At 71.4% G+C, this 24016-nt stretch carries 24 protein-coding genes and 2 tRNA genes; 13 read left to right on the forward strand and 13 right to left on the reverse strand.

Going from position 1 to position 24016, the window contains the following annotated elements; all coding sequences use genetic code 11:
- Positions 1 to 35 precede the first annotated feature (35 nt).
- The 6 genes from AC1RN5_RS16745 to tsaD form a co-directional block, all read right to left on the reverse strand.
- Positions 36 to 1247, reverse strand: coding sequence for a cell wall hydrolase (locus tag AC1RN5_RS16745; RefSeq protein WP_493042280.1), 1212 nt, complete (start codon positions 1245 to 1247; stop codon positions 36 to 38).
- Positions 1248 to 1442: 195 nt separating this feature from the next.
- Complete coding sequence (locus AC1RN5_RS16750; RefSeq protein ID WP_493042281.1) at positions 1443 to 2159, reverse strand: class I SAM-dependent methyltransferase; 717 nt, start codon at positions 2157 to 2159, stop codon at positions 1443 to 1445.
- A gap of 56 nt (positions 2160 to 2215) precedes the next feature.
- Entirely contained in the window at positions 2216 to 2584 is a 369-nt protein-coding gene (locus tag AC1RN5_RS16755) for a Rieske (2Fe-2S) protein (protein WP_493042282.1), read from the reverse strand.
- The gene (locus AC1RN5_RS16760) at positions 2581 to 2865 is read right to left on the reverse strand and encodes a YciI family protein (protein WP_493042283.1); all 285 of its coding nucleotides are present in this window, start codon (positions 2863 to 2865) and stop codon (positions 2581 to 2583) included. Before AC1RN5_RS16760 ends, AC1RN5_RS16755 begins: the two co-directional genes overlap by 4 nt.
- A gap of 9 nt (positions 2866 to 2874) precedes the next feature.
- Positions 2875 to 3873 carry an NAD(P)H-dependent glycerol-3-phosphate dehydrogenase gene (locus tag AC1RN5_RS16765; RefSeq protein ID WP_493042284.1) on the reverse strand — a complete coding sequence of 333 codons (999 nt, stop codon included), beginning with the start codon at positions 3871 to 3873 and terminating at the stop codon, positions 2875 to 2877.
- Positions 3870 to 4958 carry a tRNA (adenosine(37)-N6)-threonylcarbamoyltransferase complex transferase subunit TsaD gene (gene tsaD, locus AC1RN5_RS16770; protein ID WP_493042285.1) on the reverse strand — a complete coding sequence of 363 codons (1089 nt, stop codon included), beginning with the start codon at positions 4956 to 4958 and terminating at the stop codon, positions 3870 to 3872. Before tsaD ends, AC1RN5_RS16765 begins: the two co-directional genes overlap by 4 nt.
- Positions 4959 to 5026: 68 nt before the next feature.
- Between tsaD and hemC the strand changes: the two genes are divergently transcribed.
- From hemC to AC1RN5_RS16800, 6 genes are all read left to right on the forward strand, one after another.
- On the forward strand, positions 5027 to 5980 hold the full coding sequence (hemC, locus tag AC1RN5_RS16775) for a hydroxymethylbilane synthase (protein ID WP_493042286.1): 954 nt from the start codon (positions 5027 to 5029) through the stop codon (positions 5978 to 5980).
- A 52-nt stretch (positions 5981 to 6032) separates the two neighbouring features.
- A complete protein-coding gene (locus AC1RN5_RS16780; protein ID WP_493042287.1) occupies positions 6033 to 6725 on the forward strand; it encodes a uroporphyrinogen-III synthase in 693 nt (230 codons plus the stop codon).
- A 3-nt stretch (positions 6726 to 6728) separates the two neighbouring features.
- Complete coding sequence (locus AC1RN5_RS16785) at positions 6729 to 7607, forward strand: COG4223 family protein (protein WP_493042288.1); 879 nt, start codon at positions 6729 to 6731, stop codon at positions 7605 to 7607.
- Positions 7604 to 9130, forward strand: a complete 1527-nt coding sequence (locus tag AC1RN5_RS16790) for a heme biosynthesis protein HemY (RefSeq protein WP_493042289.1) — start codon at positions 7604 to 7606, stop codon at positions 9128 to 9130. The genes AC1RN5_RS16785 and AC1RN5_RS16790 overlap by 4 nt, the downstream gene beginning before the upstream one ends.
- Before the next feature lie 41 nt (positions 9131 to 9171).
- Positions 9172 to 9247 (forward strand) — tRNA-Thr (locus tag AC1RN5_RS16795).
- Positions 9248 to 9333: 86 nt separating this feature from the next.
- A complete protein-coding gene (locus AC1RN5_RS16800) occupies positions 9334 to 9780 on the forward strand; it encodes a hypothetical protein (RefSeq protein WP_493042290.1) in 447 nt (148 codons plus the stop codon).
- On the opposite strand, the gene AC1RN5_RS16805 is transcribed toward AC1RN5_RS16800, so the two are convergent.
- On the reverse strand, positions 9777 to 10007 hold the full coding sequence (locus AC1RN5_RS16805; RefSeq protein WP_493042291.1) for a helix-turn-helix domain-containing protein: 231 nt from the start codon (positions 10005 to 10007) through the stop codon (positions 9777 to 9779). The genes AC1RN5_RS16800 and AC1RN5_RS16805 overlap by 4 nt on opposite strands.
- Positions 10008 to 10180: 173 nt before the next feature.
- Here AC1RN5_RS16805 and AC1RN5_RS16810 point away from each other — a divergent pair, with 173 nt between their 5' ends.
- A complete protein-coding gene (locus tag AC1RN5_RS16810; RefSeq protein ID WP_493042292.1) occupies positions 10181 to 10474 on the forward strand; it encodes a hypothetical protein in 294 nt (97 codons plus the stop codon).
- A 9-nt stretch (positions 10475 to 10483) separates the two neighbouring features.
- Here AC1RN5_RS16810 and AC1RN5_RS16815 read toward each other — a convergent pair whose 3' ends face one another.
- Positions 10484 to 11236 carry an SIR2 family NAD-dependent protein deacylase gene (locus tag AC1RN5_RS16815; protein WP_493042293.1) on the reverse strand — a complete coding sequence of 251 codons (753 nt, stop codon included), beginning with the start codon at positions 11234 to 11236 and terminating at the stop codon, positions 10484 to 10486.
- Between the two features lie 203 nt (positions 11237 to 11439).
- On the opposite strand from AC1RN5_RS16815, the gene AC1RN5_RS16820 reads away from it, so the two are divergent.
- Positions 11440 to 11904, forward strand: coding sequence for a chemotaxis protein CheW (locus AC1RN5_RS16820; protein ID WP_421933805.1), 465 nt, complete (start codon positions 11440 to 11442; stop codon positions 11902 to 11904).
- Positions 11905 to 12013: 109 nt separating this feature from the next.
- A complete protein-coding gene (locus AC1RN5_RS16825; protein ID WP_493042294.1) occupies positions 12014 to 13312 on the forward strand; it encodes an ammonium transporter in 1299 nt (432 codons plus the stop codon).
- A gap of 10 nt (positions 13313 to 13322) precedes the next feature.
- Here the strand turns inward: AC1RN5_RS16825 and AC1RN5_RS16830 are convergent, their stop codons facing one another.
- Both AC1RN5_RS16830 and AC1RN5_RS16835 read right to left on the reverse strand, forming a co-directional pair.
- Positions 13323 to 13664, reverse strand: a complete 342-nt coding sequence (locus tag AC1RN5_RS16830; protein WP_493042295.1) for a DUF167 family protein — start codon at positions 13662 to 13664, stop codon at positions 13323 to 13325.
- A complete protein-coding gene (locus AC1RN5_RS16835; protein ID WP_421933808.1) occupies positions 13664 to 13969 on the reverse strand; it encodes a YggT family protein in 306 nt (101 codons plus the stop codon). Before AC1RN5_RS16835 ends, AC1RN5_RS16830 begins: the two co-directional genes overlap by 1 nt.
- Before the next feature lie 108 nt (positions 13970 to 14077).
- Between AC1RN5_RS16835 and AC1RN5_RS16840 the strand changes: the two genes are divergently transcribed.
- The 4 genes from AC1RN5_RS16840 (at position 14078) to AC1RN5_RS16855 (ending at position 18231) form a co-directional block, all read left to right on the forward strand.
- Positions 14078 to 14153 (forward strand) — tRNA-Ala (locus AC1RN5_RS16840).
- 89 nt (positions 14154 to 14242) lie between these two features.
- Positions 14243 to 15685, forward strand: a complete 1443-nt coding sequence (locus AC1RN5_RS16845; RefSeq protein ID WP_493042296.1) for an MBOAT family O-acyltransferase — start codon at positions 14243 to 14245, stop codon at positions 15683 to 15685.
- Positions 15686 to 15689: 4 nt separating this feature from the next.
- Positions 15690 to 17276: an alginate O-acetyltransferase AlgX-related protein gene (locus AC1RN5_RS16850; protein ID WP_493042297.1), complete on the forward strand. Its 1587-nt coding sequence runs from the start codon at positions 15690 to 15692 to the stop codon at positions 17274 to 17276.
- 175 nt (positions 17277 to 17451) lie between these two features.
- Positions 17452 to 18231: a metallophosphoesterase family protein gene (locus AC1RN5_RS16855; RefSeq protein ID WP_493042298.1), complete on the forward strand. Its 780-nt coding sequence runs from the start codon at positions 17452 to 17454 to the stop codon at positions 18229 to 18231.
- Here AC1RN5_RS16855 and AC1RN5_RS16860 read toward each other — a convergent pair.
- From AC1RN5_RS16860 to polA, 3 genes are all read right to left on the reverse strand, one after another.
- A complete protein-coding gene (locus AC1RN5_RS16860; protein ID WP_493042299.1) occupies positions 18228 to 19103 on the reverse strand; it encodes a DUF1206 domain-containing protein in 876 nt (291 codons plus the stop codon). The two genes, AC1RN5_RS16855 and AC1RN5_RS16860, sit on opposite strands and share 4 nt — an antisense overlap.
- Before the next feature lie 53 nt (positions 19104 to 19156).
- Positions 19157 to 20830, reverse strand: coding sequence for a CocE/NonD family hydrolase (locus AC1RN5_RS16865; protein ID WP_493042300.1), 1674 nt, complete (start codon positions 20828 to 20830; stop codon positions 19157 to 19159).
- A gap of 219 nt (positions 20831 to 21049) precedes the next feature.
- Positions 21050 to 23911 carry a DNA polymerase I gene (gene polA / locus AC1RN5_RS16870; protein WP_493042301.1) on the reverse strand — a complete coding sequence of 954 codons (2862 nt, stop codon included), beginning with the start codon at positions 23909 to 23911 and terminating at the stop codon, positions 21050 to 21052.
- Between the last annotated feature and the right edge of the window lie 105 nt (positions 23912 to 24016).

Consider the following 24016-nt stretch of genomic DNA (forward strand, 5'->3'; position numbering starts at 1 on the left):
GCCGGGACGAGCGGTAGGAGTGGGAGCTCGCGGCCCTAGAACATCGAGCCGGGCATGGCCAGGCGCGGCGGGCCCTTGCGCTTGGGCTGGCCGGTCCAGTCGAGATCCTCGGCCTTCAGCAGGGCGCCGGCGTCCTTGGCGGCGTCGGCCACGGTGACCAGCTCCTCGGCCTTGGCGACGGGCTCATGGCCGCCCACCGGGGTCTTGCCGTCGGCGGCCTTGGGGGCCTTGGTCTGGACGGCTTCCTCGACGGGCAGGGCCTCCTCGACCGCGTCCTTGGTGAGGGTGGCGTCGATCTTCGGCGTGGTGGCGTAGCGGTCGAGGGCGGCGATCTGCATGCCCTCGGCCTCGGTGCCGAGATACTTGCCGGAGAAGGCGGGGGGCAGGCCCGAGCCGCCGGTCCAGCGATAGAAGATGTGGGCGCCGATGGTGCCGACCTTGACCAGGCTCGGGCTCCAGTAAGCGGCGACATAGTTGGCGTGATAGTGGGTGGCGGTGCCGACCTTCTTCATCACATAGCCGTTCAGGGCGGCCGAGGCGACGCTGCGGGCCCGCAGCCAGGCGGCCTCCTGCGGCTGACGGTTCATGGAGCCGTCGCAGGTGAAGCTGAACTGGCAGCCGGTCGTGCGGTTGGAGCCCTGGAAGACCACGCCGCAGACGGTCTTGGGGAAGGCCGGGTGGCGCATGCGGTTGAGGACCACCTGGGCCACGGCCCGCTGGCCGTCCAGGCTTTCCCAGGCCGCCTCGTAATAGATGGCCGCGGTCATGCAATCGATGGCGCGGGCCTCGTCCAGCACGCCGCCGGTCTTCAGCTTGAAGGGCCGGGCCGCCGGATTGGGCAGGGTGGAGGTGGGGTTGGCCAGGTTCCAGGCGCGGGCCTGGTCGGGGTCGAGGTCCTGCAGGCGGATGACGGCGGCGTCGGCCGCGGCGCCTTCCGGCAGGCCGTCGGGATTGATCACCCCGTCCACCTTCTGCAGGGCGCCGCCCATGCGGGGTTCGACGCGGCTGGCCAGGGTCAGCATGGCGGGATCCATGCCGGCGGTGAGGCGGGCGAAGGCCTGGGCCGACATCTCGCCGCCGGTCAGGCGGGCGAGGCGCGCGTTGCGGCCGTCCGGGGCCGCGGCGAAGGCGAGGCCGGCGGTGAGCGCGGCCGCGAGGCCCAGCTCCACGCCCACGAGGTGGATCGCGTCGCGTCGCGGCAGGCGGCTCGAGAGGAGCTGCGAGAGATGACGGAGGCGCTTCAACACGTGGTGTCTTCTCCTGGGACAGTGCACTGCAGCAAATGCAAGTCGGACGCCATAAACCCGAAACGGGGATCGCGCCACCAGGATTCTTTTATTTTGCATTAACTATGGCGTGAGGCGCCGCCCAAACAGTCAGGGTCGGTTCGCGACTCCGGCGGCGACGCCGCAGAGCAAGCCTTCAGGAAAGCTTGACAGTAATCAGCGCGGGATTTCTTTGACCTTGGTCAAGGCCACCTGGCGATAGACCGCGGTGATATCAAAGTAGCGGTGGAAGACTCCGTGGAAGCGATCCACCGCCTGCTTCACGCCCGGCCCGCCGATTTCGCTCTCGTGATGCCAGTAGTCGTCCAGCACCATCATGCCGCCGACCTCCAGCAGGGCCGCGCAGAAGGCCAGGTCCACCCCGACGGCCCAGGCGGTGTGGGAGCCGTCGATATAGATCAGGTCGTAGGCCTCGCCCCGCTCCAGCATCTTGGGCAGCTCGTAGGTGGAGAAGCCCTTGTGGGTGGTGAGGCTGGAGAAGCCGAGCTTGGCGGTGTTGCGGGCGAAGCGCGGCTCGACGGCGTGGTACTTCTCTTCCGGATTCAGGTCCTCGTCGAACCAGGGATCGATCACCGTGACGTCCAGCCTGGCCGGCAGCAGCCAGTCCATGAAGGCCAGGTTGCGCCCCTCATAGGCGCCGATCTCCATGTAGCGGATCGATCCGCGCTGGGCGGCGAAGTCCCGCAGCAGGGGGGAGACGAAGGGGATGTTCTGGTCGGCCCAGCCCTCGGTGAACTCGAAGCCCTTGGCCTCGCAGTGGCGGGCGAAGGCGGCGGCGTCCTCGTCGGCGCGCGGCGTGGCCAGCATGGTCTTGGCGAACTGCGGGGCGAACCGGTGGTTCATGGTCGCAAGGGCGCGAAGGGCGTCGGCCATGGCAGGCTCCTCAAGTCTCAGCCCCGCTGGCTTAGCGCCCGCGGGTTAAGGAAGAGTCAGGCGGTGAAGATGTCGCCGTCCGCCACGGTCACCGGCCAGGGGCGCAGGTGGTCGTCGGCGCAGGGGCCGGCCACGCAGAGACCGTCGGCGGGACGGAACATGGCGCCGTGGGCCGAGCAGATGATCCGGTCGCCCTCCCGGGTCAGGTAGCGGTCGTCCATCACCGCCAGGGGCCAGCCGTTGTGCGGGCAGGAATCGACATAGCCGGTCACCTGGTCCCCCTGGCGCACCAGGAAGGCGGCGAACAGCGATTGGTCCTGGCGGAAGCGGAACCCCTTGGCCCCGGGATCGGCCAGGTCGGCCAGGGCGCAGAGCCGGACGCCGGCCGGCGGCCGGGCCGGATTGTCCCCGCCGTCCCGGGTCACAGGTTTCCGATGCTGGCGCGGAAGGGCAGGACCTGCACGCTCTGGAACAGGCCGGCCAGGGTGTAGGGGTCGTCGCGGTTGAAGGCGCGGGCCACCTCGGCGCTCTCGCCCTCCATCACCAGCAGGGAGCCGGCCATGTCGCCCTTGTCGTCCAGGATCGGCCCGCCCAGCTTCACCACGTCGCTGAAGGTCCCGGCATAGGCCAGGTGGGCCGGGCGGGTGGCCATGCGCAGGTCCAGGGAGTCGGGCTTGTCGAGGCAGATCAGGACGAAGAGGGCCATGGGACTTCCTTAGCGTTCAGCCTTGAGGGGTCGGGAAAGCAGGCCGGCGATGGCCGTGTCGAGATCGGCCTCGCCCGCCAGGATGGCGGCGACGGCGTCGGAGATGGGCATCTCGACCCCGGACTTGGCGGCGAGGTCGCGCACCGCCGGGGCCGAGGCCACGCCCTCGGCCACCGCGCCGCCGAGGCTGGCCAGGGCCGCCTCCAGGCTCATCCCCTGGCCGAGCGCCAGGCCGATGCGGTTGTTGCGCGACTGGGCGCTGGAGCAGGTGAGCACCAGGTCCCCCAGGCCGCAGAGGCCGGCGACGGTCTCGGCCCGGCCGCCCAGGGCGACGGCCAGTCGGGTCAGTTCGGCGAAGCCGCGGGTGATCAGGGCGGCGTGGGCGCTGCGTCCCAGGCCACGGCCCTCGACGATCCCGCAGGCGATGGCCAGGACGTTCTTCACCGAGCCGCCGATCTCCGCGCCCACCATGTCGGTGGCCACATAGGGGCGGAACAGGGGGCTGGCGATGGCCTCGGCCAGGGCGCGGCCCAGGGCCTCGTCGGGACAGGCCAGGGTCACGGCGGTGGGCAGGCCGCGGGCCACCTCGCCGGCGAAGCTCGGCCCCGACAGCACGGCGGGGGCGGCCTGGGGCAGGGTCTCGGCCAGGACCTCGGTCATCAGTTTCAGGGTGCCCTGCTCCACCCCCTTGGCGCAGAGCAGGATCGGGACGCCGGGCCGGGCGTGGGGGGCGAAGGCCTTCAGACTGGCCCGCAGGTGCTGGGCCGGGGTGACGTTGAGGATCAGGTCGCAGGCGGCCAGGTCGGCCAGGTCGCCGGTGGCGGCGAAGGCGGGCTCCAGCTTGATCCCGGGCAGAAAGACGCTGTTCTCCCCCTGGGTGCGGATCGCCTCGACCACCTCGGGCTCGCGCGCCCAGAGCGTGGTGGTCAGGCCGGCCCGGCCGCAGACCAGGGCCAGCGCCGTGCCCCAGGCGCCGCCGCCGATCACCCCTGCCGTCTTCATGCTCATGCCTTGGCGCCCTTGCGGCCGAATGCGTGGGTGGGATTGGATAACGCCGCGGCGGCGTCCAGGGGCCAACGGGGCCGCGCGGGCGCGTCCAGGGGATCGGTCATGCCCAGCGCCAGGCGCTCGGCGCCGGCCAGGGCGATCATGGCGGCGTTGTCGGTGCAGTAGGCGAGCGGGGGGGCGTCGAAGGAGAAGCCCCGCGCCCGGGCGGTCTCCTGCAGCCTGGCCCGCACCGCCCCGTTGGCCGCCACCCCGCCGGCGACGACGAAGCGCAGGTCGCGGCCCTCACGGGTCAGGGCGTAGGCGACCATGGCCCGGTCGGTGCGGTCTGACAGCTGGCGGGCGATGGCGGTCTGGACGCAGGCGGCCAGGTTCTTCCGCTCGACCTCGTTGGTGACGGTCTCGGCCAGGCGCGCGGCGGCGGTCTTCAGGCCGGAGAAGGAGAAGTCGCAGCCCTGCCGCCCCAGCAGGGCGCGGGGCAGGGTGAAGGCGGTGGGATCGCCCCCCTCGGCCAGCTTTTCCAGGGCCGGCCCGCCCGGATAGGGCAGGCCCAGGCTCTTGGCGATCTTGTCGAAGGCCTCGCCGGCGGCGTCGTCGATGGTGGAGCCCAGGCGCGTGCAGGCCCCGACCCCCTCCACCGCCAGGAGCTGGCAGTGGCCCCCGGAGACCAGCAGCAGCAGGAAGGGATAGGGAATGTCGGCGGCCAGCCGGGCGGAGACCGCGTGGCCCTCCAGGTGATTGACCGCGATCAGCGGCAGGCCGCGGGCCAGCGCCACGGCCTTGCCGAAGGCCAGGCCCACCATAACCCCGCCGACCAGGCCGGGGCCGGCGGTGGCCGCCACCCCGGAGAGGTCGCCATAGGTCACGCCGGCCTCGGCCATGGCCTGGGCGGCGATGGCGTCGATGGACTCCACGTGGGCCCGGGCGGCGATCTCGGGCACCACCCCGCCATAGGGGGCGTGGGCGGCGATCTGGCTGGCGATGACGGAGGACAGCACCTGCACGCGGCCGTCGGCGGACCGCCGGACCACGGAGGCGGCGGTTTCGTCGCAGCTTGTTTCGAGGCCCAGGAGGGTAAGGTCGGTCATCTGCGTTGCGGCTTGGGGTTCCGTCCTGTAGCCAACGGCTCAGTCCCCGCCGAGGTAGCCCTCCCGCCGTGTCCACGCAACCTGTCCGGATCGGAGCCCGCGGCTCCAAGCTTTCGCTGGCCCAGGCCGGCATGATGCAACGCCGTATCGCCGCGGCCCTCGGGGCGCCCCCCGAGGACGCCGAGCGCGTTGCGCCCCTGATCATCATCACCACCACCGGCGACCGGGTCCAGGACCGCCGCCTGCTGGAGATCGGCGGCAAGGGCCTGTTCACCAAGGAGATCGAGGAGGCGATGCTGGAGGGCCGCATCGACTGCGCCATCCATTCGCTGAAGGACATGCCGGCGGTCTGCCCCGAGGGCCTGACCATCGCCGCCATTCCCGAGCGGGAAGACCCCCGCGACGCCTTTCTGTCCCTGAAGGCCGACCGCCTGGAGGACCTGCCGCAGGGCGCGCGCCTGGGCACCGCCTCCCTCCGCCGCCAGGCCCAGTCCCTGCACCGCCGTCCGGACCTCGACGTCCAGATGCTGCGGGGCAATGTCGACACCCGCCTGGCCAAGCTGCAGGCCGGGGACGCCGACGCCATCCTGCTGGCCATGTCGGGCCTCAACCGCCTGGGCCTGGGCCACCTGCCCAAGAGCCTGATCGATCCCCTCGAGGTTCCGCCGGCCCCGGGCCAGGGGGCGCTCGCCATCGAGACCCGCGAGGCCGACATCGGCCTGGCCTGGCTCGACGCCGTGCGCCACGCCAGCACCACCGTCGCCGTGGCCGCCGAGCGCGGGGCCCTGGCCGCCCTGGAGGGGTCCTGCAAGACCGCCATCGGCGCCCATGCCCGGCTGCTGGGGGACCGCATCCACCTGATCGTCGAGGCCCTGTCGCCTGACGGGATCCACCGCTTCCGCCGCGAGGGCGAGGCCGTCCTGGCCGGCGACCACGTGGCCGTCGCCCGCGAGCTGGGTCTGGCCCTGGGCGCCCAGGTGCTCGAGGAGGGCGGCGACCTGCTCGCCCTGCACGCGACATGATGACCGCCCAGGGTTGCGTTAAGGCCAAGCTTCGCTCAACCGTATGCGGACGATGAGCAGCCGTAAGATCTGGATCACCCGCGCCCAGCCGGGCGCCGACGCCACCGCCGCCCGCGTGCGCGCCCTGGGCCACGAGGCGTTTGTCGCGCCCCTGCTGGAGGTGCGCCCTGTCGCGGGCGTGGAGATCGACCTGACCGGCGTCTGCGCCCTGGCCTTCACCAGCGCCAACGGGGTGCGCGCCTTCATCGAGGCCACCCCGGAGCGATCCCTGCGGGTGTTCGCCGTGGGTTCGGCCACCGCCCAGGCGGTCCGCGCCGCCGGGTTCAAGAACGTGCTGTCGGCCGATGGCGACGTCGAGGCCCTGGCCGAGGGGATCGCCGCGCGCAAGCGCGACCTCAAGGGCTGCGTCCTGCATCCGGGCGCCGCCGAGCCGGCCGGCGACCTGGTGAGCGCCCTGGAGAAGCACGGGATCGAGGCGCGGCGCCTGATCCTCTACGACACCGGTCCGGCGGAGCTGACCCCCGAGGTGCTGGAGGTCCTGCCCAGCCTGGACGCGGCCCTACTGCACTCGCCCAAGGCCGCCAAGGTGCTGGCCGACCTGCTCAAGGACCACCCGCTGCCGCAGCTGCGGGCGCTGTGCCTGTCCAAGGCGGTGATGAAGCCGCTTACGCGCGCCAAGCTTTCGGCCAAGGTGTTCGCGCCCTTTCCTCTCGAAGCGGCGCTGCTTAATCTGATAGACCGTTAGATCATGAGCATAGCTCCGGACCCCGTCGAACTTTCGGCCCCCCGGGATCCCGCCTCCTATGGCCGCTCCAGGCTTATGGGACCCGGGTTCTGGGCCCTGATCGCCTTCGGGGTGCTGTGCATCCTCGCCGGTTTCGGCATCTCCCGATTCGGACCCCAGCTCTTCCCGGTCAAGCCGCCGGCGCCGGCCAGCGCCCCGGCCGTCGCCCCCGGCGCCGCGCCCGCCAGCGGCCCCGCCCCGGCCGAGGCCGCCCTGCCCCTGGCCGCCGAGACCCCGGCGCCGCCGACCTCCGAGGCGGTGATCCGCCTCACCGAGCGGATCGACGCCCTGGAGGCCGAGCAGTCGCGCACCGCCGAGGCCGCGGCCTCGGCGCTCGCCGCCGCGGCCCTGATGGAGGCGGCCCAGACCTCCCGTCCCTTCGCCGAGGAGCTGGCCGCCCTCGACGCGGTCTCGCCCCCCTCCGCCGAGCTGCGCGCCCTGCGCCGGATCGCCGAGCGCGGCGCCCCTAGCCGCGCGGCCCTGGCCGCCAGTTTCCCCGACTACGCCGCCCGCGCCGCCGGCGCCGCCCGCGCGCCGGGCGAAGGGGCCGGCCTCGGCGCCCGCCTGGCCGCCGCCCTGTCCCGCGTGGTCACCCTGCGCCAGGTGGGCGACGTGCCCGGGACGGGGATCGACGCCCTGCTGGCCCGGGCCGAACGCCAGGTGGAGGAGGGCGACCTCGACCACGCCCTGAAGACCCTGGACGGCCTGCCGCCCGGCGGCCGCGACGCCATCGCCCCTTGGCGCGCCGCCGCCGAGAACCGGGCCGACATCGACCGCCGCGTCTCGGCGGTCCGCGTCCAGGCCCTGGAGGACCTCGCCCGGCTGGCCCGGAGCGGGGCATGATCCGCACCGCCATCGTCATCTTCCTGGTGGTGGCGACGGCCACCGCCATCCTGGCCGTCACCGGCGAGCCTGGCCACGCCAGCATCGTCTGGCTGGGCTGGCGGGCCGACATGACCGCCGCGGCCATGGTGCTGATCACCCTGATGGGCGCGCTGGGGGCCATGATCGGCTGGCGGCTGCTCCTGTGGGTGATGGAGGCGCCGCGCCGGGCTGAGCGGGCCCGGGCCGACGCCCGCCGCCGCCAGGCCAACGAGGCCCTGACCCGCGGCTTCCTGGCCGCCGCCGCCGGCGACGGTTCGGAGGCCCGCCGCCTGGCCCTGAAGGCCGCCGACCTGGCCGACGAGGCGCCGGGCCTGGTCCGGGTGCTGGCGGCCCAGGCCGCCGAGGCCGCCGGCGACGCCATCGCCGCCCAGGCCGCCTATTCGGCCATGCTGGGCTTCCCCGAGATGCGGCTGGCCGGCCACAAGGGTCTGATGCAGCTGGCGCTGGCCCAAGGCGACAAGGCCGGCGCCCTGCGCCACGCCGAGCAGGCCTTCGGCCAGGGCCGCACCGCCCGCTGGGCCTGGCGCGCCCTGCTGGAGGCGCGGCTGGAGGCCGGTGACTGGGACGGGGCGCTGGACCTGGTGAAGACCGCCCTGGACCGCAAGATCGTCTCCCCCATCGTCGCCGAGCGGGCCCGCGCCGCCCTGCTGGCCGCCTCGGCCGCCCAGCTCGAGACCTCCCTGGACCCCAAGGCCCGCAGCCAGGCTGCGGACTACGCCGTGGAGGCCGCCAAGCTGCAGCCCGGCTTCGCGCCCGGCGTGGTGATGGCCGCCCGCCTGCTGGCCGCCGAGGGCAAGGCCAACCGCGCCGCCCAGGTGATCGAGTCGGCCTGGAAGGTGGCGCCGCACCCGGCCCTGTGGCTGGCCTATCGCGACCTGAAGACCAGCGAGACCCCCCGCCAGAGGGCCGAGCGGCTCAGCGATCTGGCCCGGCTCAATCCCGACGCCCGGGAGAGCCGCATCCTGTTCGTCGAGCAGGCCCTGATCGGCGGGACCCCGGCCCGCGCCCGCGAGGCGGCCAAGACCCTGGAGGCCGAACCGGTCACCGCCCGCATCGCCGGCCTGATGGCGCGGGTGGCCTTCGCCGCCGGCCAGCCGGACGAGGCCCGGGTCTGGATGGCGCGCGGGGTCGGCGCCCCGCAGGAGGCCGACTGGAGCGACCTGGACCCCGAGGGTCAGGCCTTCGCCTACCAGGCCGCCGACTGGGCCCGCCTGACCGCGGCCTATGCCGAGACCGGCGAACTGATCCATCCGCGCCACGAGCGCGCCGAGCGGACCATGAGCGATCTGCCGGAACTGCCCATCGCCTATGCCGACAGCGCCCCGTTCCTGCACGCCCACGAGGCCGCCCCGCCGCCCTATGAGGGGGACGAGGGCTTCTATGACGACGAGCCGCCGGAGCCCCCGCCGCCCCCGCCGGTGGGTCAGAGACGACCCCAGGCCCGACGCCGCTTGGCGAGCGCGCCGAGAGCAGCTAAATAGGCGCTCCCGCGCGGACCGGTTCGCCGATCCACGAGGTTTAGGCCGCTTTAGCTCAGCTGGTAGAGCACATCATTCGTAATGATGGGGTCAGGTGTTCGAGTCACCTAAGCGGCACCACCCTTCCTTCAGATCCGCCAATCCAGGCGTCCCGCCCGCGGCGAATCACGTCAGGGATTTCCCACCCCCCGCGACGGAACCGGCACATGGACGACCCCCGGCACATCCGGCTGATCTCCCGGCTGTCCATGGACTATGTGATCTCGATCTACAGCGCGGTCCTGCGCGGCGGGACCCACGACCCCCTCGACGCCCTGATCCTGTCGACCGTGGCGGTGGCCAATGTGGCCCACCTCAACGCCGACCCGGTCCAGTCCCTGCGCTATGGGGCCATCGACCAGCCCGAGCCCTTCGAGATCAAGCGGCCCATCAGCCGCAACGCCGTGGCCCTGTCCCTGGGCCTCTCCTACGAGACCGCGCGGCGGCGCATCCAGAAGCTGATCGACGCCGGATCCCTGATCGACACCGAGGACGGGCTGGTGGGGGCCAACGAGACCCGCAATCCGGAGATGGTGCTGGCCATGGCCAGGCAGAACGCCACCCTGCTCAAGCGCCTGGTGCGGTTGATGCGGGAGGCCGGGGTCGAGGTCTAGCCTCGCGAACGCACCAGGACCGCCCCCATCCAGGCGTCCTCCACCATCAGCTTGACGCCGTTGCGCTCCAGGGCCTGGGCCAGGCGCTGCTGGGTGGTCCCGTGGGCGGGGCGGCCGTTCTCGAACTGGGAGATGGTGGTGAAGGCCACGCCCGACTTCTCGGCCAGGTCCTTGAGGCTCCAGTCGAGCAGGGCGCGGCCGGCGCGGCAGCATTCGGGGGTCAGCATGGAACCGGTCTCCACGGCGAATTCCGCTGATTCTAGGCGATGAGCGTTAAAAATTCACCGCCGATCGCGGGGGCCTTGCGGCGCGGCGTCGCGCGCGGCTTGCCCCGGTTGGGCAAGAGGCCTAGTTCGGACCCCGACGCGGCGCCTGTCGCCCGCAGATCCCGAAGCGCCGCATGACCGACGAACCCCGCCCCCGCAAGATTCTCAGCCTGAAGAACCCGCCGACGCGGCCTCTGGGCCCGGAGCCGATTCGTCCCAAGGCGCCGCCGCCCCCGCCTCCGCCGCCGGTTCAGACCTTCGCCTGGAAGTGCAAGCCCTGCGGGGCCGGCTTCAATGTGGGCGACGAGCTGGCCGACGACGTGGTCATCCGCTGCCCGTCCTGCAACGCCAAGATCGGCCTGGTGGGAGATTTCCGCGCCGATCCGCCGCCGGCCAAGCTGCGGGCCCGTCCGGTCAAGCCGGCCTAGCCGATCGCGCTAGAGCCCGGCGGCGACCTCGCTCATCACCGGTCCGATCTCGTCGTTGAGCACCAGGTCGGCCAGGCCGTCCAGGTCGGTGGGGTCGCGGTTGACGATGGCCAGAGCCGCCCCGTTGCGCTTGGCCAGCTGGGGCAGGGCCGCGGCCGGATAGACCACCAGGGATGAGCCCAGCACCAGGAAGAGGTCGCTGTTGAGGCTCTCGCGCTCGGCGCGCTTCAGGACATCGGGTTTGAGCTGCTGGCCGAAGGAGATGGTTGCGGTCTTCACGATCCCGCCGCAGGCTTGGCAGGTTGGCAGGTCATCGGTGGCCACGAACCGCGCCTTCAGGTCGGCCAGCTCGTGGCGCAGGCCGCAGTCCAGGCAGGTGGCGTAGCTGGCGTTGCCGTGCAGTTCGATGACGCGGGCCGGCGGGATGCCGCTGTCCTGGTGCAGGTTGTCGACGTTCTGGGTGATGACGCTGGAGAGCTTGCCCTGCTCCATCAGCCGCACCAGGGCGTAGTGGCCCTCGTTGGGGGCGGCGCCGACCCAGCCGGCGCGGCCGGAAAAGGCCCGGGTCCAGGCCTCCCGGCGCTTGCCGGGATCGGCCACGAAGTCCTGGAACAGGATCGGGCTCATCTTGCTCCAGACCCCGCCCGGGGACCGGAAGTCGGGAATGCCGGATTCGGTGGAGATGCCGGCGCCGGTGAAGGCCACGATGCGGCGGGCCTCGCCGATCAGGGCGGCCAGGTCCTGGCGGGGATTGCGGGTCATCGTCCAAGGTTAGGCGGCGACGGGCGGCGGGCGCAACCCGAGCGGCCCAAGCAGGTTCCGGTAACCTTCGCTGTTAATAAAATCGAGTGGGTTCCGTGGGATAAGGCGATCGAGGTTGAGCAGGCCTCGTCGGCAGCGCGCCCAAAAAGGGCGCCGCGCGGCGAGTTCGATCCTCGAAGGCAACGCTTGGGAGAATTCTAAGCATGGACCGCTCGCATATTCCCCAGCCCGGCGCGGAGCTGATCTCGATCCGTATCGGCGACCAGGCCTACGCCATCGACATCATGGCTGTGCGCGAGATCCGCGGCTGGACCGCGGCCACGCCCCTGCCCCACGCCCCGCCCCACGTCCTGGGGATGATGAACCTGCGCGGCGCCATCCTGCCGGTGATCGACCTGGGCTCGCGCCTGGGCCTGGGTCCGGCCGAGCCCAACGCCTCCTCCGTGGTGGTGGTGGCCCAGATCGGTGAGGCCCAGGTGGGCCTGGTGGTCGACGCGGTCTCCGACATCCTCACCGTCACCGAGGGCCTGATCCAGACCCCGCCGGACGTGGGCACCTTCGACTCCCTGCAATACGTCAACGGGGTGATGACCACCGACACCGGCATCGTCAGCCTGCTGTCCCTGGACAATGTCCTGCCGGCCGAGCCCATCGTCCTGGCCGCCTGACCCGCCGGGCCCTGCCCGCTTTTTACGCGCCGTCTGAAAAATTCTGCCTGCACAACGGGCAGAGTCTGCTGTAGCCAGGGCTCCGGCTTGGGGACTCGGGGGAGCGGGCATGACGGTTCGGACGCTGGCGCGGTGGGGCGCGCTGATCTTGGGCGCGGGCCTGGCCTCGCCGGCCCTGGCGCAGGGCGCCGCGCCGTCCATCGATCACGGCGACACCGCCTGGGTGCTCAGCGCCACGGCGCTGGTCCTGTTCATGACCCTGCCGGGCCTGGCCCTCTTCTATGCCGGCCTGGTGCGCGGCAAGAACGTGCTGTCGGTGATGACCCACTGCGTGGCCATCGCCTGCCTGGCCTCGGTGCTCTGGCTGCTGGCCGGCTACAGCCTGTCCTTCTCCGGAACCGCGCCCCTGATCGGCGACCTGGCCAAGCTGGGCCTGGTCTCGGTGGGCCGCGACGCGGTGGTGGGCAAGCTGCCGGAGAGCGTCTTCTTCGCCTTCCAGATGACCTTCGCGGTCATCACCCCGGCCCTGATCGTCGGGGCCTTCGTCGAGCGCATCAAGTTCTCCGCCGTGCTGCTGTTCTCCGGCCTCTGGCTGCTGGTGGTCTACGCGCCGGTCTGCCACTGGGTCTGGGGCGGCGGCTGGCTCGCGGGCCTGCACGTCATGGACTATGCCGGCGGCCTGGTGGTCCACGCCACGGCCGGGGTCTCGGCCCTGCTGATCGCCTGGCGCCTGGGCCCGCGCGACGGCTTCCCCCGCGACCTCTCGCCGCCGCACAATCCGGGCATGACCATGATGGGCGCCGGCATGCTGTGGGTCGGCTGGTACGGCTTCAACGCCGGCAGCGCGCTCGCCGCCGACGGGAACGCCGGCGCCGCCCTGATCGCCACCCATCTCTCGGCCGCCACGGCGGGCCTGGTCTGGGCCGCCATCGAATGGAAGCGGTTCGGGCGTCCCAGCATGGTGGGCCTGGTCACCGGCGTGGTGGCGGGCCTGGCCACCGTCACCCCGGCCTCGGGCTTCGTCGGCCCGCTGGGGGGCGTGATCCTGGGCGCCGCCGGCTCGCTGGTCTGCTACCAGGCCGTGGACCTGGTGAAGCACCGCCTGAAGATCGACGACAGCCTCGACGTCTTCGCCGTCCACGGGGTGGGGGGCATCCTGGGAACCCTGCTGGTGGCGGTCCTGGCCAGCGCCGGTCTCGGCGGGGCGGGCTATGCGCCGGGCATGGCCATGGGGTCCCAGGCCCTGACCCAGATCCTGGGGGTGGCCGCGGTCTGCGCCTGGTCGGGGATCGCCACCCTGGTCCTGGTCTTCGTGGTGCGCCGCACCACCGGACTGCGGGCCACCGATGATGCGGTGGACGAGGGGCTGGACATGTCGGCCCACGGCGAGCGGGCCTACAATCCCTAGGGCTTGCGCCCTAGGATTCTCGCTTGGTCGCGCTTCCGGGCGGCGAACCGGTTCCCACTTCGCCTGAAGCGCTCTCCGGTCGGGGGCCGAAGGCGGCGTCGAAGTCCGCCTCGGTGGCGGCCTCCACCTCGATCATCTTGACCCGCGCGGTCTCGCCCGAGGCGATGCGCAGGGCCGACTTGGGCCGTTTCAGGGTCTTGGCCAGCAGGACGATCACCGCGGCGTTGGCCGCGCCCTCGGCGGCCACCGTGCTCACCCGGACCTTCAGATAGGGCCGGCCCTCGGGATCGATGGCCCAGCCGTCCACCGCGTCCCGGCCGCCCTTGGGCGTCACCCGGACCGGCAGGCGCATCAGCCCATCAGGGCGACGAGGGGCCCGAAGGCCATCGGCAGCAGGTAGGCCTTGATGCCCTGCAGGATCAGCAGGACGATGATCGGGCTGATATCCACCCCGCCCAGCGGCGGAATGATCCGCTGGAACGGCGCCAGGATCGGGTGCGTCACCGCGTCCAGGAACTTGGCGATATTGTAGACCACCTGGTTGCGCAGGTTGATCACGTCGAAGGCCACCAGCCACGAGATGATGGCGTTGGCGAAGATCGCGAAGATCAAAAGGCCCAGGAGCGAATTGACGATGAAGTAGAGGAAGCTGCCCATGGCCCCGGTTTAAAGGGGCTCCTGTGTCGCTGGCAAGGCGCTGCGTCGTCGTCGCGCATTTCTGCGGCTTGACACGAGGGGTCCGAAAACGCTTATTCCGCGCCTCCTGGGGCCGTAGCTCAGATGGTAGAGCGCCTCGTTCGCAATGAGGAGGTCAGGGGTTCGATTCCCCTCGGCTCCACCAGGAACCTTCCGACAGCCTGATCGGGCCCGGCGCGCCTTGCCGCCCGGGACCAAGCCTGCCACAACCGGGCGGCCGGCGTTGGGGGGCGGATGGTCTTTTCATCCATCATCTTCATCTTCTATTACCTGCCCGTCTTCCTGCTTGGCTACTATGTCAGCGGCTGGCGGACGGGCGCCCTGCTGGCCGGCAGCGTGGCCTTCTATGTCTGGGGCGAGGGGGCCTATGTCCTCCTCCTGCTGGCCCTGATCGGCGCCAACTACGCCGGGGCCCGGGCCCTGGACCGGAGCCAGGCGCCCGCCCGACGGCGCCTGATCCTGACCGCCATGATCGGGCTCGACCTGGGGGTCCTGGCCTGGTTCAAATATGCCGGCTTCCTGGCCCACACGCTCAATGAGGTCCTGCCCGGCGCGCCCCTGCCGGAGCTGACCCACCGCCTGCCCCTGGGCATCTCCTTCTTCACCTTCCAGCTGATCAGCTACGCCGTCGACGTCTGGCGCCGCGCCGTGCCGGCGGAGACCTCGCTCGCGCGGTTCTCGGCCTATATCCTGATGTTCCCGCACCTGATCGCCGGGCCCATCGTCCGCTACGCCGACATCGCCGAGGAGCTGCACGCCGACCGCCGGGGCTCGGGCCGGGTGGGGCTGGGGTTCCAGTACTTCATCGTCGGCCTGTGCCAGAAGGTGCTGATCGCCAACACCGTGGCCCCGGTGGCCGACCACGCCTTCGGCCTGGCGCCGGGGACCCTGAGCGCGACGGCCGCCTGGCTGGGGACGCTGGCCTACACCCTGCAGATCTATTTCGACTTCTGCGGCTATTCGAACATGGCGATCGGCCTGGCCTTCATGCTGGGCTTCACCTTCCCGAAGAACTTCGACCACCCCTATGCGGCGACCTCGCTGACCGACTTCTGGCGGCGCTGGCACATGTCGCTGTCCTCCTGGTTCCGGGACTATGTCTACATCCCGCTGGGGGGCAACCGGGGCGGCCAGGCCAGGACCGTCCGCAACCTGCTGATCGTCTTCTTCCTCACCGGCCTGTGGCACGGGGCGGCCTGGAGCTTCATCGTCTGGGGCCTCTATCACGGGACCTTCCTGATGCTGGAGCGGTACGGCCTGGACCGGGTCCTCGCCACCGCGCCGCGCCCCCTGCGCCACCTCTACGCCGTTCTGGTGGTGATGGTGGGCTGGGTCTTCTTCCGCGCCGCCGACCTGCCCCAGGCCCTGGCCTATCTGGCGGCCATGTTCGATCCGCACGGCTTCAAGCCCCTGGGGGTGGCCCTGCGCCACCTGCTGGACACCGAGGTGATCGCCGCCTTCGTCGCCGGGATCGTCTTCGCCGTCCCGACCCTGCAGGCCCTGATGGGGCGGTTGAAGGCGCCGCGCTCCGATGCGCCTTCGCCCCGCCTGGCGTCCCACCTGGACACCCGCGGCGCCTATGTCCTGCCCACCCCGGTCCTGGCGGCGGGCTTCGTGGTCAGCATCGCGGTCCTGGTCAATTCGACCCTCAACCCCTTCCTCTATTTCCGGTTCTGAGGCGATGGACACCCCGATCCCGCGCCGAGGCCTGATCGCCACCATCCTGCTCCTGATGGCCGCGGCCTTCCTCCTGCCCCACCTGGCCAGGCCGCCCCAGCTGCAGGAGGGCCGGGTCCTGGCCGGGCCGCCGGCCTGGACGGGGTTGGCGGGCCTGGACGACCTGCGCCACCGGACCGACGCCTATGTGGCCGACCGCTTCCCGGCCCGGCCCTTCCTGATCGGTTATCTCAACCTCGCCCGTCTGGGGATCGGCGACAGCGGCTCGGACCGGGTGCTGGCCGGCCGCGACGGCTGGCTGTTCTACAATGACGGCTCGCGCCTGGGCCCGGCCCGGGGCGTGGGGGCGGTGGACGACGCCCAGGCCGCCGAGTGGCTGCGGGGCCTGTCGGGCCGCGTCGAGGCCCTGCAGGGCCGGCCCTATCTGGTGGTGGTCCCCCCGGCCAAGGAGACCATCTATCCGGAGTTCGGGCCGGCTTGGTACGAGGGGCCCAATCCCGGCCGGACCAGCCTGCGCCTGGCGCAGCTGGCCGCCCGCACCGAGCCCGGCCGCGTGGTCCACCTGCATGACGCGGTGGCGGCGGTGAAGGCCGCGGGCGTCCCGGCCTTCAGCCGCCACGACACCCACTGGACCGGCGACGCCGCCTATGCCGGCTACGCCCAGATCATGGCCGGCCTGCGCGCCCAGGGCGTGAAGGCCCAGACCCGGCCGCTCAGCGACTTCCGGCCGGTGGTGAACGGGGTCAATCCGCCCCGCGACCTGGCCCTGATGCTGGGGGTGGCCAGCTTCGTGCCGATCTCCTACCGCGGCTATGTCGATCCCGCCGCCGGCGGCTACCGGACCACCTGGCTCTCCGAACGCCGGGGGTGGACCGCGCCCCAGGTGGTGGACACCGGCCAGGCGGGCAAGCCTACCCTACTGCTGACCCGGGACTCGTTTTCCAACGCCCTGACGCCCTTCCTGCTGGGGCATTTCAGCCGGGTGATCCTGACCCACATCGACGACGGCTTCTGGCGCCAGGACCTGATCGACCGCTTCCATCCCGACGTCGTCATGCTGGAGGTCCAGGAGCACGGCCTGGGCTTCGTCATGCGCGGCTCGCCGGCGGTGTCGGAGGCCGCCGAGGCCCGCATCGAGGCCGCCCTGCCGCGCGCTCCGGCCCACGGCCCCCTGGCGCCCTCGGCCCCGTCGCGGGGGCGTTTCGCGGCGATGGCGCGGGCGGGCGCCGCCTTCGCGGGCCTGGACTCGGCGGTCCCGACCCCGGGCTGCAATGTCGACCAGGCCCTGCTGGACGCCCGCGGCCTGGCGGTGGCCGGCTGGATCTCGGATCTGTCGGTCAAGGCCAGCCCCACCGAGGGCGCCGCGCGGCTCACCGGCCCGGCCGGCGACTTCGTCCAGCCCCTGCCGATCGATCAGGCGCGGCCCGACGTGGCGGCCGCCTTCAAGCGCCCCGTGGCCCAGCCCAGCGGCTTCGCCACCAGCCTCAGCGTCGAGGGCCTGCCCGCGGGGACCTATGGCCTGCGGGTCTATCGCCGCGCGGCGTCCGGCTGGATCGGGTGTCAGGGTCCGCAGGGCCTGGTCCGTCCCTGAGCCCAACGGCTTGTTCACCCCCCAAAGGCTAGGGTTCGCGGCGTCCGGCCAAAAATCCGCCCGAACCGGCTTCTAGCTTGACCAGTTGCGGGGCGGCGGGTCTTTCCGGTCGTCTCCGCGTTGAAGACGTCGCGCGCCCTACCTAAGGTGGGCGCCCAAACCAGAAGGCCCGCCCTTGTTCTCTCGCCTGTTCGGCCGCAAGACCCCGGAAGCGCCGCCCTCCACCGGCGGGCGGCTGGTCTACGCCATCGGCGACATCCACGGCCGGCTCGACGCCTTCGAACCCCTGCTGCACACCATCGCCCAGGACGTCCTGGCCTCGGCGCCGCGCGAGCGGCCGATGCTGATCCTGCTGGGGGACTATGTGGATCGCGGCCCGGCCTCGGCCCAGGTCATCGATCGCATCCTGAGGCTTCGGGCCGAGCCCGCCTTCGAGGTCCACGCCCTGAAGGGCAACCACGAGGAAGCCCTGCTGCAGTTCCGCGACGAGCCGGGCTTCGGCCAGACCTGGGTGGAGCATGGCGGGTCGGCGACGCTCGCGTCCTACGGCGTCCAGCCCCCGGCCACCCGCACCGATCCCGAGGCCTGGGAGACCGCGCGCCTGGCCTTCGGCAAGGTGCTGCCCCCGGCCCACGCCGACTTTTACGAGACCCTGGAGCTGATGCTGACCGTCGGCGACTACGCCTTCGTCCATGCCGGCGTGCGGCCGGGCGTGCCCCTGGAGCGCCAGGTGGAGCGGGACCTGCTGTGGATCCGGGCGGAGTTCCTGCAGTCCACCGCCAAGTTCGAGAAGATCATCGTCCATGGCCACACCCCGATGGAGGAGCCGCAGATCACCGGCCGCCGGATCGGGGTCGACACCGGGGCCTACGCCACCGGCCTGCTCACCGCCGTGCGGCTGGACGACAGCGGCCACCGCATCCTGCAGGCCCGCGCGGTGCGCTCGGCCGCCTAGCCCAGCACCCGGCCCACCGCCATGCGGCGGTAACGGGCCTCGATGAAGGCGAAGATTCCGAAGGCCACCAGGCCCAGCGCCACGAGGGTCAGCAGGGCGTCGCCGAAGGGCTGGCCCTCCAGCAGCTGCAGGGCGCCGCCCATGCCCGACGCCTGCTCGCTGCGGGCCTTGATGCCCGCCGCCAGCATCAGGGCGCCCACCGGCAGGAAGGCCAGGCCCCGGCCCAGATAGCCGGCGCGGCCGACCCAGGGGGCCCAGGTGCGGATGGTCTCGTCGCAGGCCAGGGGCTTGCAGAAGTCCCGGCCGAAGACCTGGACGATATTGCCCACCCCGGCGCCCAGGATGAACAGGCCCGCCGCGGCGATCAGCAGCTCGCCGCCGGGCAGGGCCAGGACCGCGGCGACGGCCTGCCGGGTCTTGGCCTGGTCGTCGGACTCGGTGAGGTCCTCCAGGGCGTCGATCAGGCCGAACACCGAGACCGCCAGGGCGCCGTAGACCACCCCGCTGATCGCCTGGCCGATGCGCGAGCCGATGGCCCGCAGGCTGGTCCCCTGGCGGTCGGCGTCGAACACCGACTGCAGCAGGCGCCAGCCGGCGAAGGCGTAGAGTCCCAGGCCGGTGAGCCAGAGCAGCACCACCCCGAAGGGCCAGTGCGCCCAGGCCTCCAGAGCCCCGCGCGAGCCCTGCGCCCGGGGGGTGAGGTCCAGGGCGGCCAGGACGGCCATGCCGCCGATGCTCAGATAGATGAAGCCGCGGGCCAGATAGCCCGCCCGGCAGGCGAGCTCGGCCAGGGCCGGCCAGGGCGCCTGGACGATCCAGTCACGCACCTGGGCGAAGGCGGTGGCCGAGGGTTCATTGGCGGTTGTGGTCACGACGGACGCCCCGCGCCCAAGCGGCGCTGGGGCGGGAACGTCAGCCCGGCCCCCTAGTTCCCCTCCGGATAGATCACCGGCAGCACCAGGGCCGAGGGGTGGCCGGCGTCCATATAGACGCTGTTGACCGCCACCCGGGGCTTGAGGCCGTGCTGGCCCGGCGCCTCCCCGGTGTTGGGATTGACCTCGAAGCGCGGGGCGTTGGAGGAGGTGATATGCACCGCGATCCGGTGGCCCTTCTCGAAGGTGATGGCGGTGGACCACAGGTCGATGGTGAGGTCCTCCGGGGCGTTCGGGGTCATCATCTTCACGTCGTCGGGCTCGCGTCCCTGGCGGTAGCGGGTGCGGATCGGGGCGTCGAGCACCAGGGCCTCGTAGCCGTCGGGATAGACGTCCACCAGCTTGGCCATGAAGTCGGTGTCGAGGCCGTCGGTGGCGCCGTAGAGCTCCACCTTCACCGGGCCGGCGATGGCCACGTCCCTGTCCAGCACCGGGGTCTGGAAGCGCAGATAGTCCTGGCGCGCCGGGACCTGGCGCTGGTCTTCCGGCCCGCGATCGAAGGTCAGGTTGGCGCCGCCGAAGGTGGCCACCGGATTGGCCGGATCGAACCTGTAGCTGAGCTTGGCCTCGGTGGCGGCGGGGGACTTGGTGGTGAGCGCCTTGTCCGGCGTCAGGTAGTAGCGGACCTCGCGGTGGGCCGGCGGCCAGTTGGCCGAGGTCATCATGCGGTTCTTCGGCGAGGCCTGCCCCTTCCGGGCGCCGGCCATCATGAAGAAGCTCACCGGCGGCTCGTCCATGATCCCGTTGTCGATCCCCTTCAGCCAGTAGTCGAACCAGCGGAGCTCGTTCCCGAAGGCGCCCTGAAGCTGATCCTGGCCGGGATAGGCCAGGTCGCCGGACAGCGGCCCGTGGCCGAAGGGGCCCATCAGCAGCTTCTGATCGCCCTTCGCCCCCTTGGAGCCCTGGTTCTGCAGGTACTCGAAGTTCGACGTGTTGCCCTGGTTGAAGATGTCGTACCAGCCGCCGACATTGTAGATTGGGACGGCGATGTACTTGCGGTTCGTGCTCATCGCGAACCGGTTCCAGAACACGTCGTCGGCGGCCCGGGCGCGCAGGGCGTCGACCTCGGCGTCGGAGACCCCCTGGCCCTTCAGCCAGCCCACCGAATCCTTTTCCTTGATCACCCCGCCCATGAAGCTGGAGTGCAGCCGGTCATAGGGCGCCACCACCACATAGGCGGCCTTCAGGTGGGGCGGATTGGCCATGGCCGCGGCGTTGGCGGTGACCCCCAGGGCCGAGGCCCCTGTGATCCCCACCTTGCCGTTGGACCAGGGCTGCCTGGCGGCCCATTCGACGCTGTCGTAGCCGTCCTCGATGTCGGTGACATAGGCCTGGTAGAAGCCCTGGCTGTGACCCTTGCCGCGCACGTCCTGCAGGACGAAGACGTAGCCGGCGTCGGTATATTTCCGGGCCGCCGCCGCCAGCTGGTCGGGCGTTCCGCGCCCGTCCTTCAGATAGGGGGTGCGGCTCAGCACCACCGGCCAGGGGCCCGCGCCCTGGGGCTTGAACACATTGGCCGCCAGCTTCACCCCGTCCCTCAGGGTCGCGAACTCCTCGACCGCGCCGGGCGGGGGGGCGTAGGCGGCGGGCGGCGCCGTCTGGGCCAGGGCGCTCATCGGCGCGATGCAAAGGGTCGCGGCCAGCAGAGCCGCCTTGAAGGTCGTCATGGGCTTCCCCCCGCGCCGATCATGGACGCGAAAATTTTCTGTCTTTGAAATCGCGGCGCGGACGCCACGAGGAGATTAGAGGACCGAACGCCTAAGGTGTCATCCCGGAAAGCGCGCAGCGCTTGTCCGGGACCCAGACGCGCGGGGCGTGCCGGAGATATCGGTATCTATGGGTCCCGGTCTTCCGCGTGCCGCGGAAACCGGGATGACACAGAGGGTCTAGTGCGCGTCGTCCCAGTTCTTGGCGGCCCGCGCATCCACCACCAGGGGCACCGAGAGCGCCACCACCGGTTCGGCGGCGTGCTCCATGACCTGTTTGGCGACCTTGATCAGGGCGTCGGCCTCGGCCTCGGGGACCTCGAAGACCAGTTCGTCGTGCACCTGCAGCAGCATGCGGGCCTTCAGTCCCGAGGCCTTGAGGGCGGCGGGCATGCGGATCATGGCTCGGCGGATGATGTCGGCCGCCGCGCCCTGCAGGGGGGCGTTGATGGCCGCCCGGTCGCCAAAGGCCCGCTCCGCCTGGGACTTGGAGAACACCGCCGGGATGTTGACCTTGCGGCCGAAGATGGTGGTGACGAAGCCCTGGCTGCGCGCCGCCTGCTTGGTGCGGTCCATATAGGTGCGGATGCCGGGGAAGCGTTCGAAATAGGTCTTGATATAGGCCCCGGCCTCGTCCTGCGGGATCGACAGCTGGTTGGCCAGACCGAAGGCCGAGATGCCGTAGACGATGCCGAAATTGATCGCCTTGGCGCGGCGCCGGGTCTCGGCGGGCATGCCCTCCACCGGCACGCCGAACATCTCCGAGGCGGTGGCCGCGTGGATGTCCAGGCCGTCGAGGAAGGCCTTCTTCAGCTGGGGGATGTCCCCCACATGGGCCAGCAGGCGCAGTTCGATCTGGCTGTAGTCGGCGCTGACCAGCACATGGCCCGGCTCGGCGATGAAGGCCTTGCGGATCTTGCGGCCCTCCTCGGTGCGGACCGGGATGTTCTGCAGGTTGGGGTCCGAGGACGACAGCCGCCCGGTGGTGGTCGACGCCAGCGCATAGGAGGTGTGGACCCGGTTGGTGCGCGGCGAGATGGCGGCGGCGAGCGCGTCGGTATAGGTGCCCTTCAGCTTGGAGAGCTGGCGCCAGTCCAGCAGCACCCGGGGCAGCTCGGCGCCCTGGGCGGCCAGCTCCTCCAGGATGGAGGCGTCGGTGCCCTGGGCTCCGGTGGCCGTGGTCTTCTTCGAGGCCAGGCCCATCTCCTGATAGAGCACCTCGCCGATCTGCTTGGGGCTGCCCAGGTTGAAGGGCCGGCCGGCCAGGGCGTGGGCCTGGGCCTCCAGCTCGGTCATCCGCACCGAGAAGTCGTGGGAGAGCCGGGCCAGCTGGTCGGGATCGATCCGGATCCCCTCGCACTCCATCTGGGCCAGGACCGGCGGCATGGGCCGTTCCAGGGTCTCGTAGACGGTGAGCAGGCCCGCCTCGGCCAGCTTCGGCCGCAGGATCTGATAGAGCCGCAGGGTGACGTCGGCGTCCTCGGCGGCGTAGCAGGTCGCCGGCTCCAGGGGCACGTGCTTGAAGCTCTTCTGGGCCTTGCCGGTCCCGGCCACCTGCTTGAAGGCGATGGGCTCGTGGCCCAGCCAGCGCTTGGACAGCTCGTCCATGCCGTGGCTCTTGTGCAGCCCCGCCTCCAGCACGTAGCTGATCAGCATGGTGTCCTCGATGGGGGCCACATCGATCCCCTGCCGCGACAGCACCGCTAGGTCGTACTTGGCGTTCTGAGCCACCTTGAGGACCGAGGGGTCCTCCAGCAGCGGCTTGAGCCGGGCCATGACCTCGTCGTGGCCGATCTGGGTGAGGTCGGCCGGGGCGTCGAATTCCAGTCCGCCCTCGTGCTCGTGGCCCACAGGGATGTAGCAGGCCTCGCCGGGCGCGACCGCCAGGGACACCCCGCAGAGGCCGGCATTGGCCGAGGAGAGGGAATCGGTCTCGGTGTCGAAGGCGACGACGCCCGCCGCCCGGGCCTTGGCGATCCAGGCGTCCAGGGTCTCCAGGTCGCGCACGCAAACGTACTTGGTGGTGTCGATGGGCGTCTGGGCAGGTGCCCCGGGGCGCGCCACCGGCGTGGCGGGAGCGGCCGGCGCCGTCACGCCGCCGGAGCCGCCGTTCACCCGGCGGCCTAGGGTGCGCAGCTCCATGGCCTCCAGGAAGGCGGCCAGGATTTCGGCGACCGGCTCGGCCACCACCAGGTCCTCCAGGGGCGACGGCAGGGGGGTGTCGCAGTCCAGCCGCACCAGCTCGCGGGACAGGCGGATCTGGTCGGCGAAGTCGATCAGGGTCTGGCGGCGCTTGTCCTGCTTGATCTCGCCGGCGCGGGACAACAGCGTGTCCAGGTCGCCATACTCGTTGATCAGCAGGGCGGCGGTCTTGATGCCGATGCCCGGCGCGCCCGGCACATTGTCGACGCTGTCGCCGCAGAGGGACTGGACGTCCACCACCTTTTCCGGCGGCACCCCGAACTTCTCGATCACCTGCTCGCGGCCGATCAGCAGGTTCTTCATGGTGTCCATCATGAACACCCGGTCCCCCACCAGCTGCATCAGGTCCTTGTCCGACGAGATGATCCGCACCTCCCCGCCCATGTCGCGCACCTTGCAGGCATAGGCCGCGATCAGGTCGTCGGCCTCGTAGCCCGGCAGCTCCAGGGACGGCACGCCGAAGGCCCGCGTCGCCTCGCGAACCAGGGGGAACTGCGGGATCAGGTCCTCGGGCGGCGGCGGGCGGTGGGCCTTGTACTTGTCGTAGAGCTCGTTGCGGAAGGTCTTCTCCGAGTGGTCGAAGATCACCGCCAGGTGGGTGGGGGCGTCGGCCTGGGCCTTCATGTCCACCAGCAGCTTCCACAGCATGTTGCAGAAGCCCGAGACCGCCCCGATGGGCAGGCCGTCGCTCTTGCGCGTCAGCGGCGGCAGGGCGTGGAAGGCGCGGAAGATGAAGCCCGACCCGTCCACCAGGTAGAGGCGGACGGCCGGCCCGTCCTGGGTGTTGTCGCGGGGCAGGTCGGGCAGGGGCGGGGCGTCGGTGATCGGCGTGTCGGTCATGCCCCCAAGATAGGGGCCGCGGGCCGCCGGGTCACCTGCGCAGAGCCCCGCGCCGCGACCTGACGCCACATATCTTCGACTTCTCCCAGCCAGGGCGCCGGTCCC

Source organism: Phenylobacterium sp. GW821-FHT12F10, assembly GCF_058806695.1.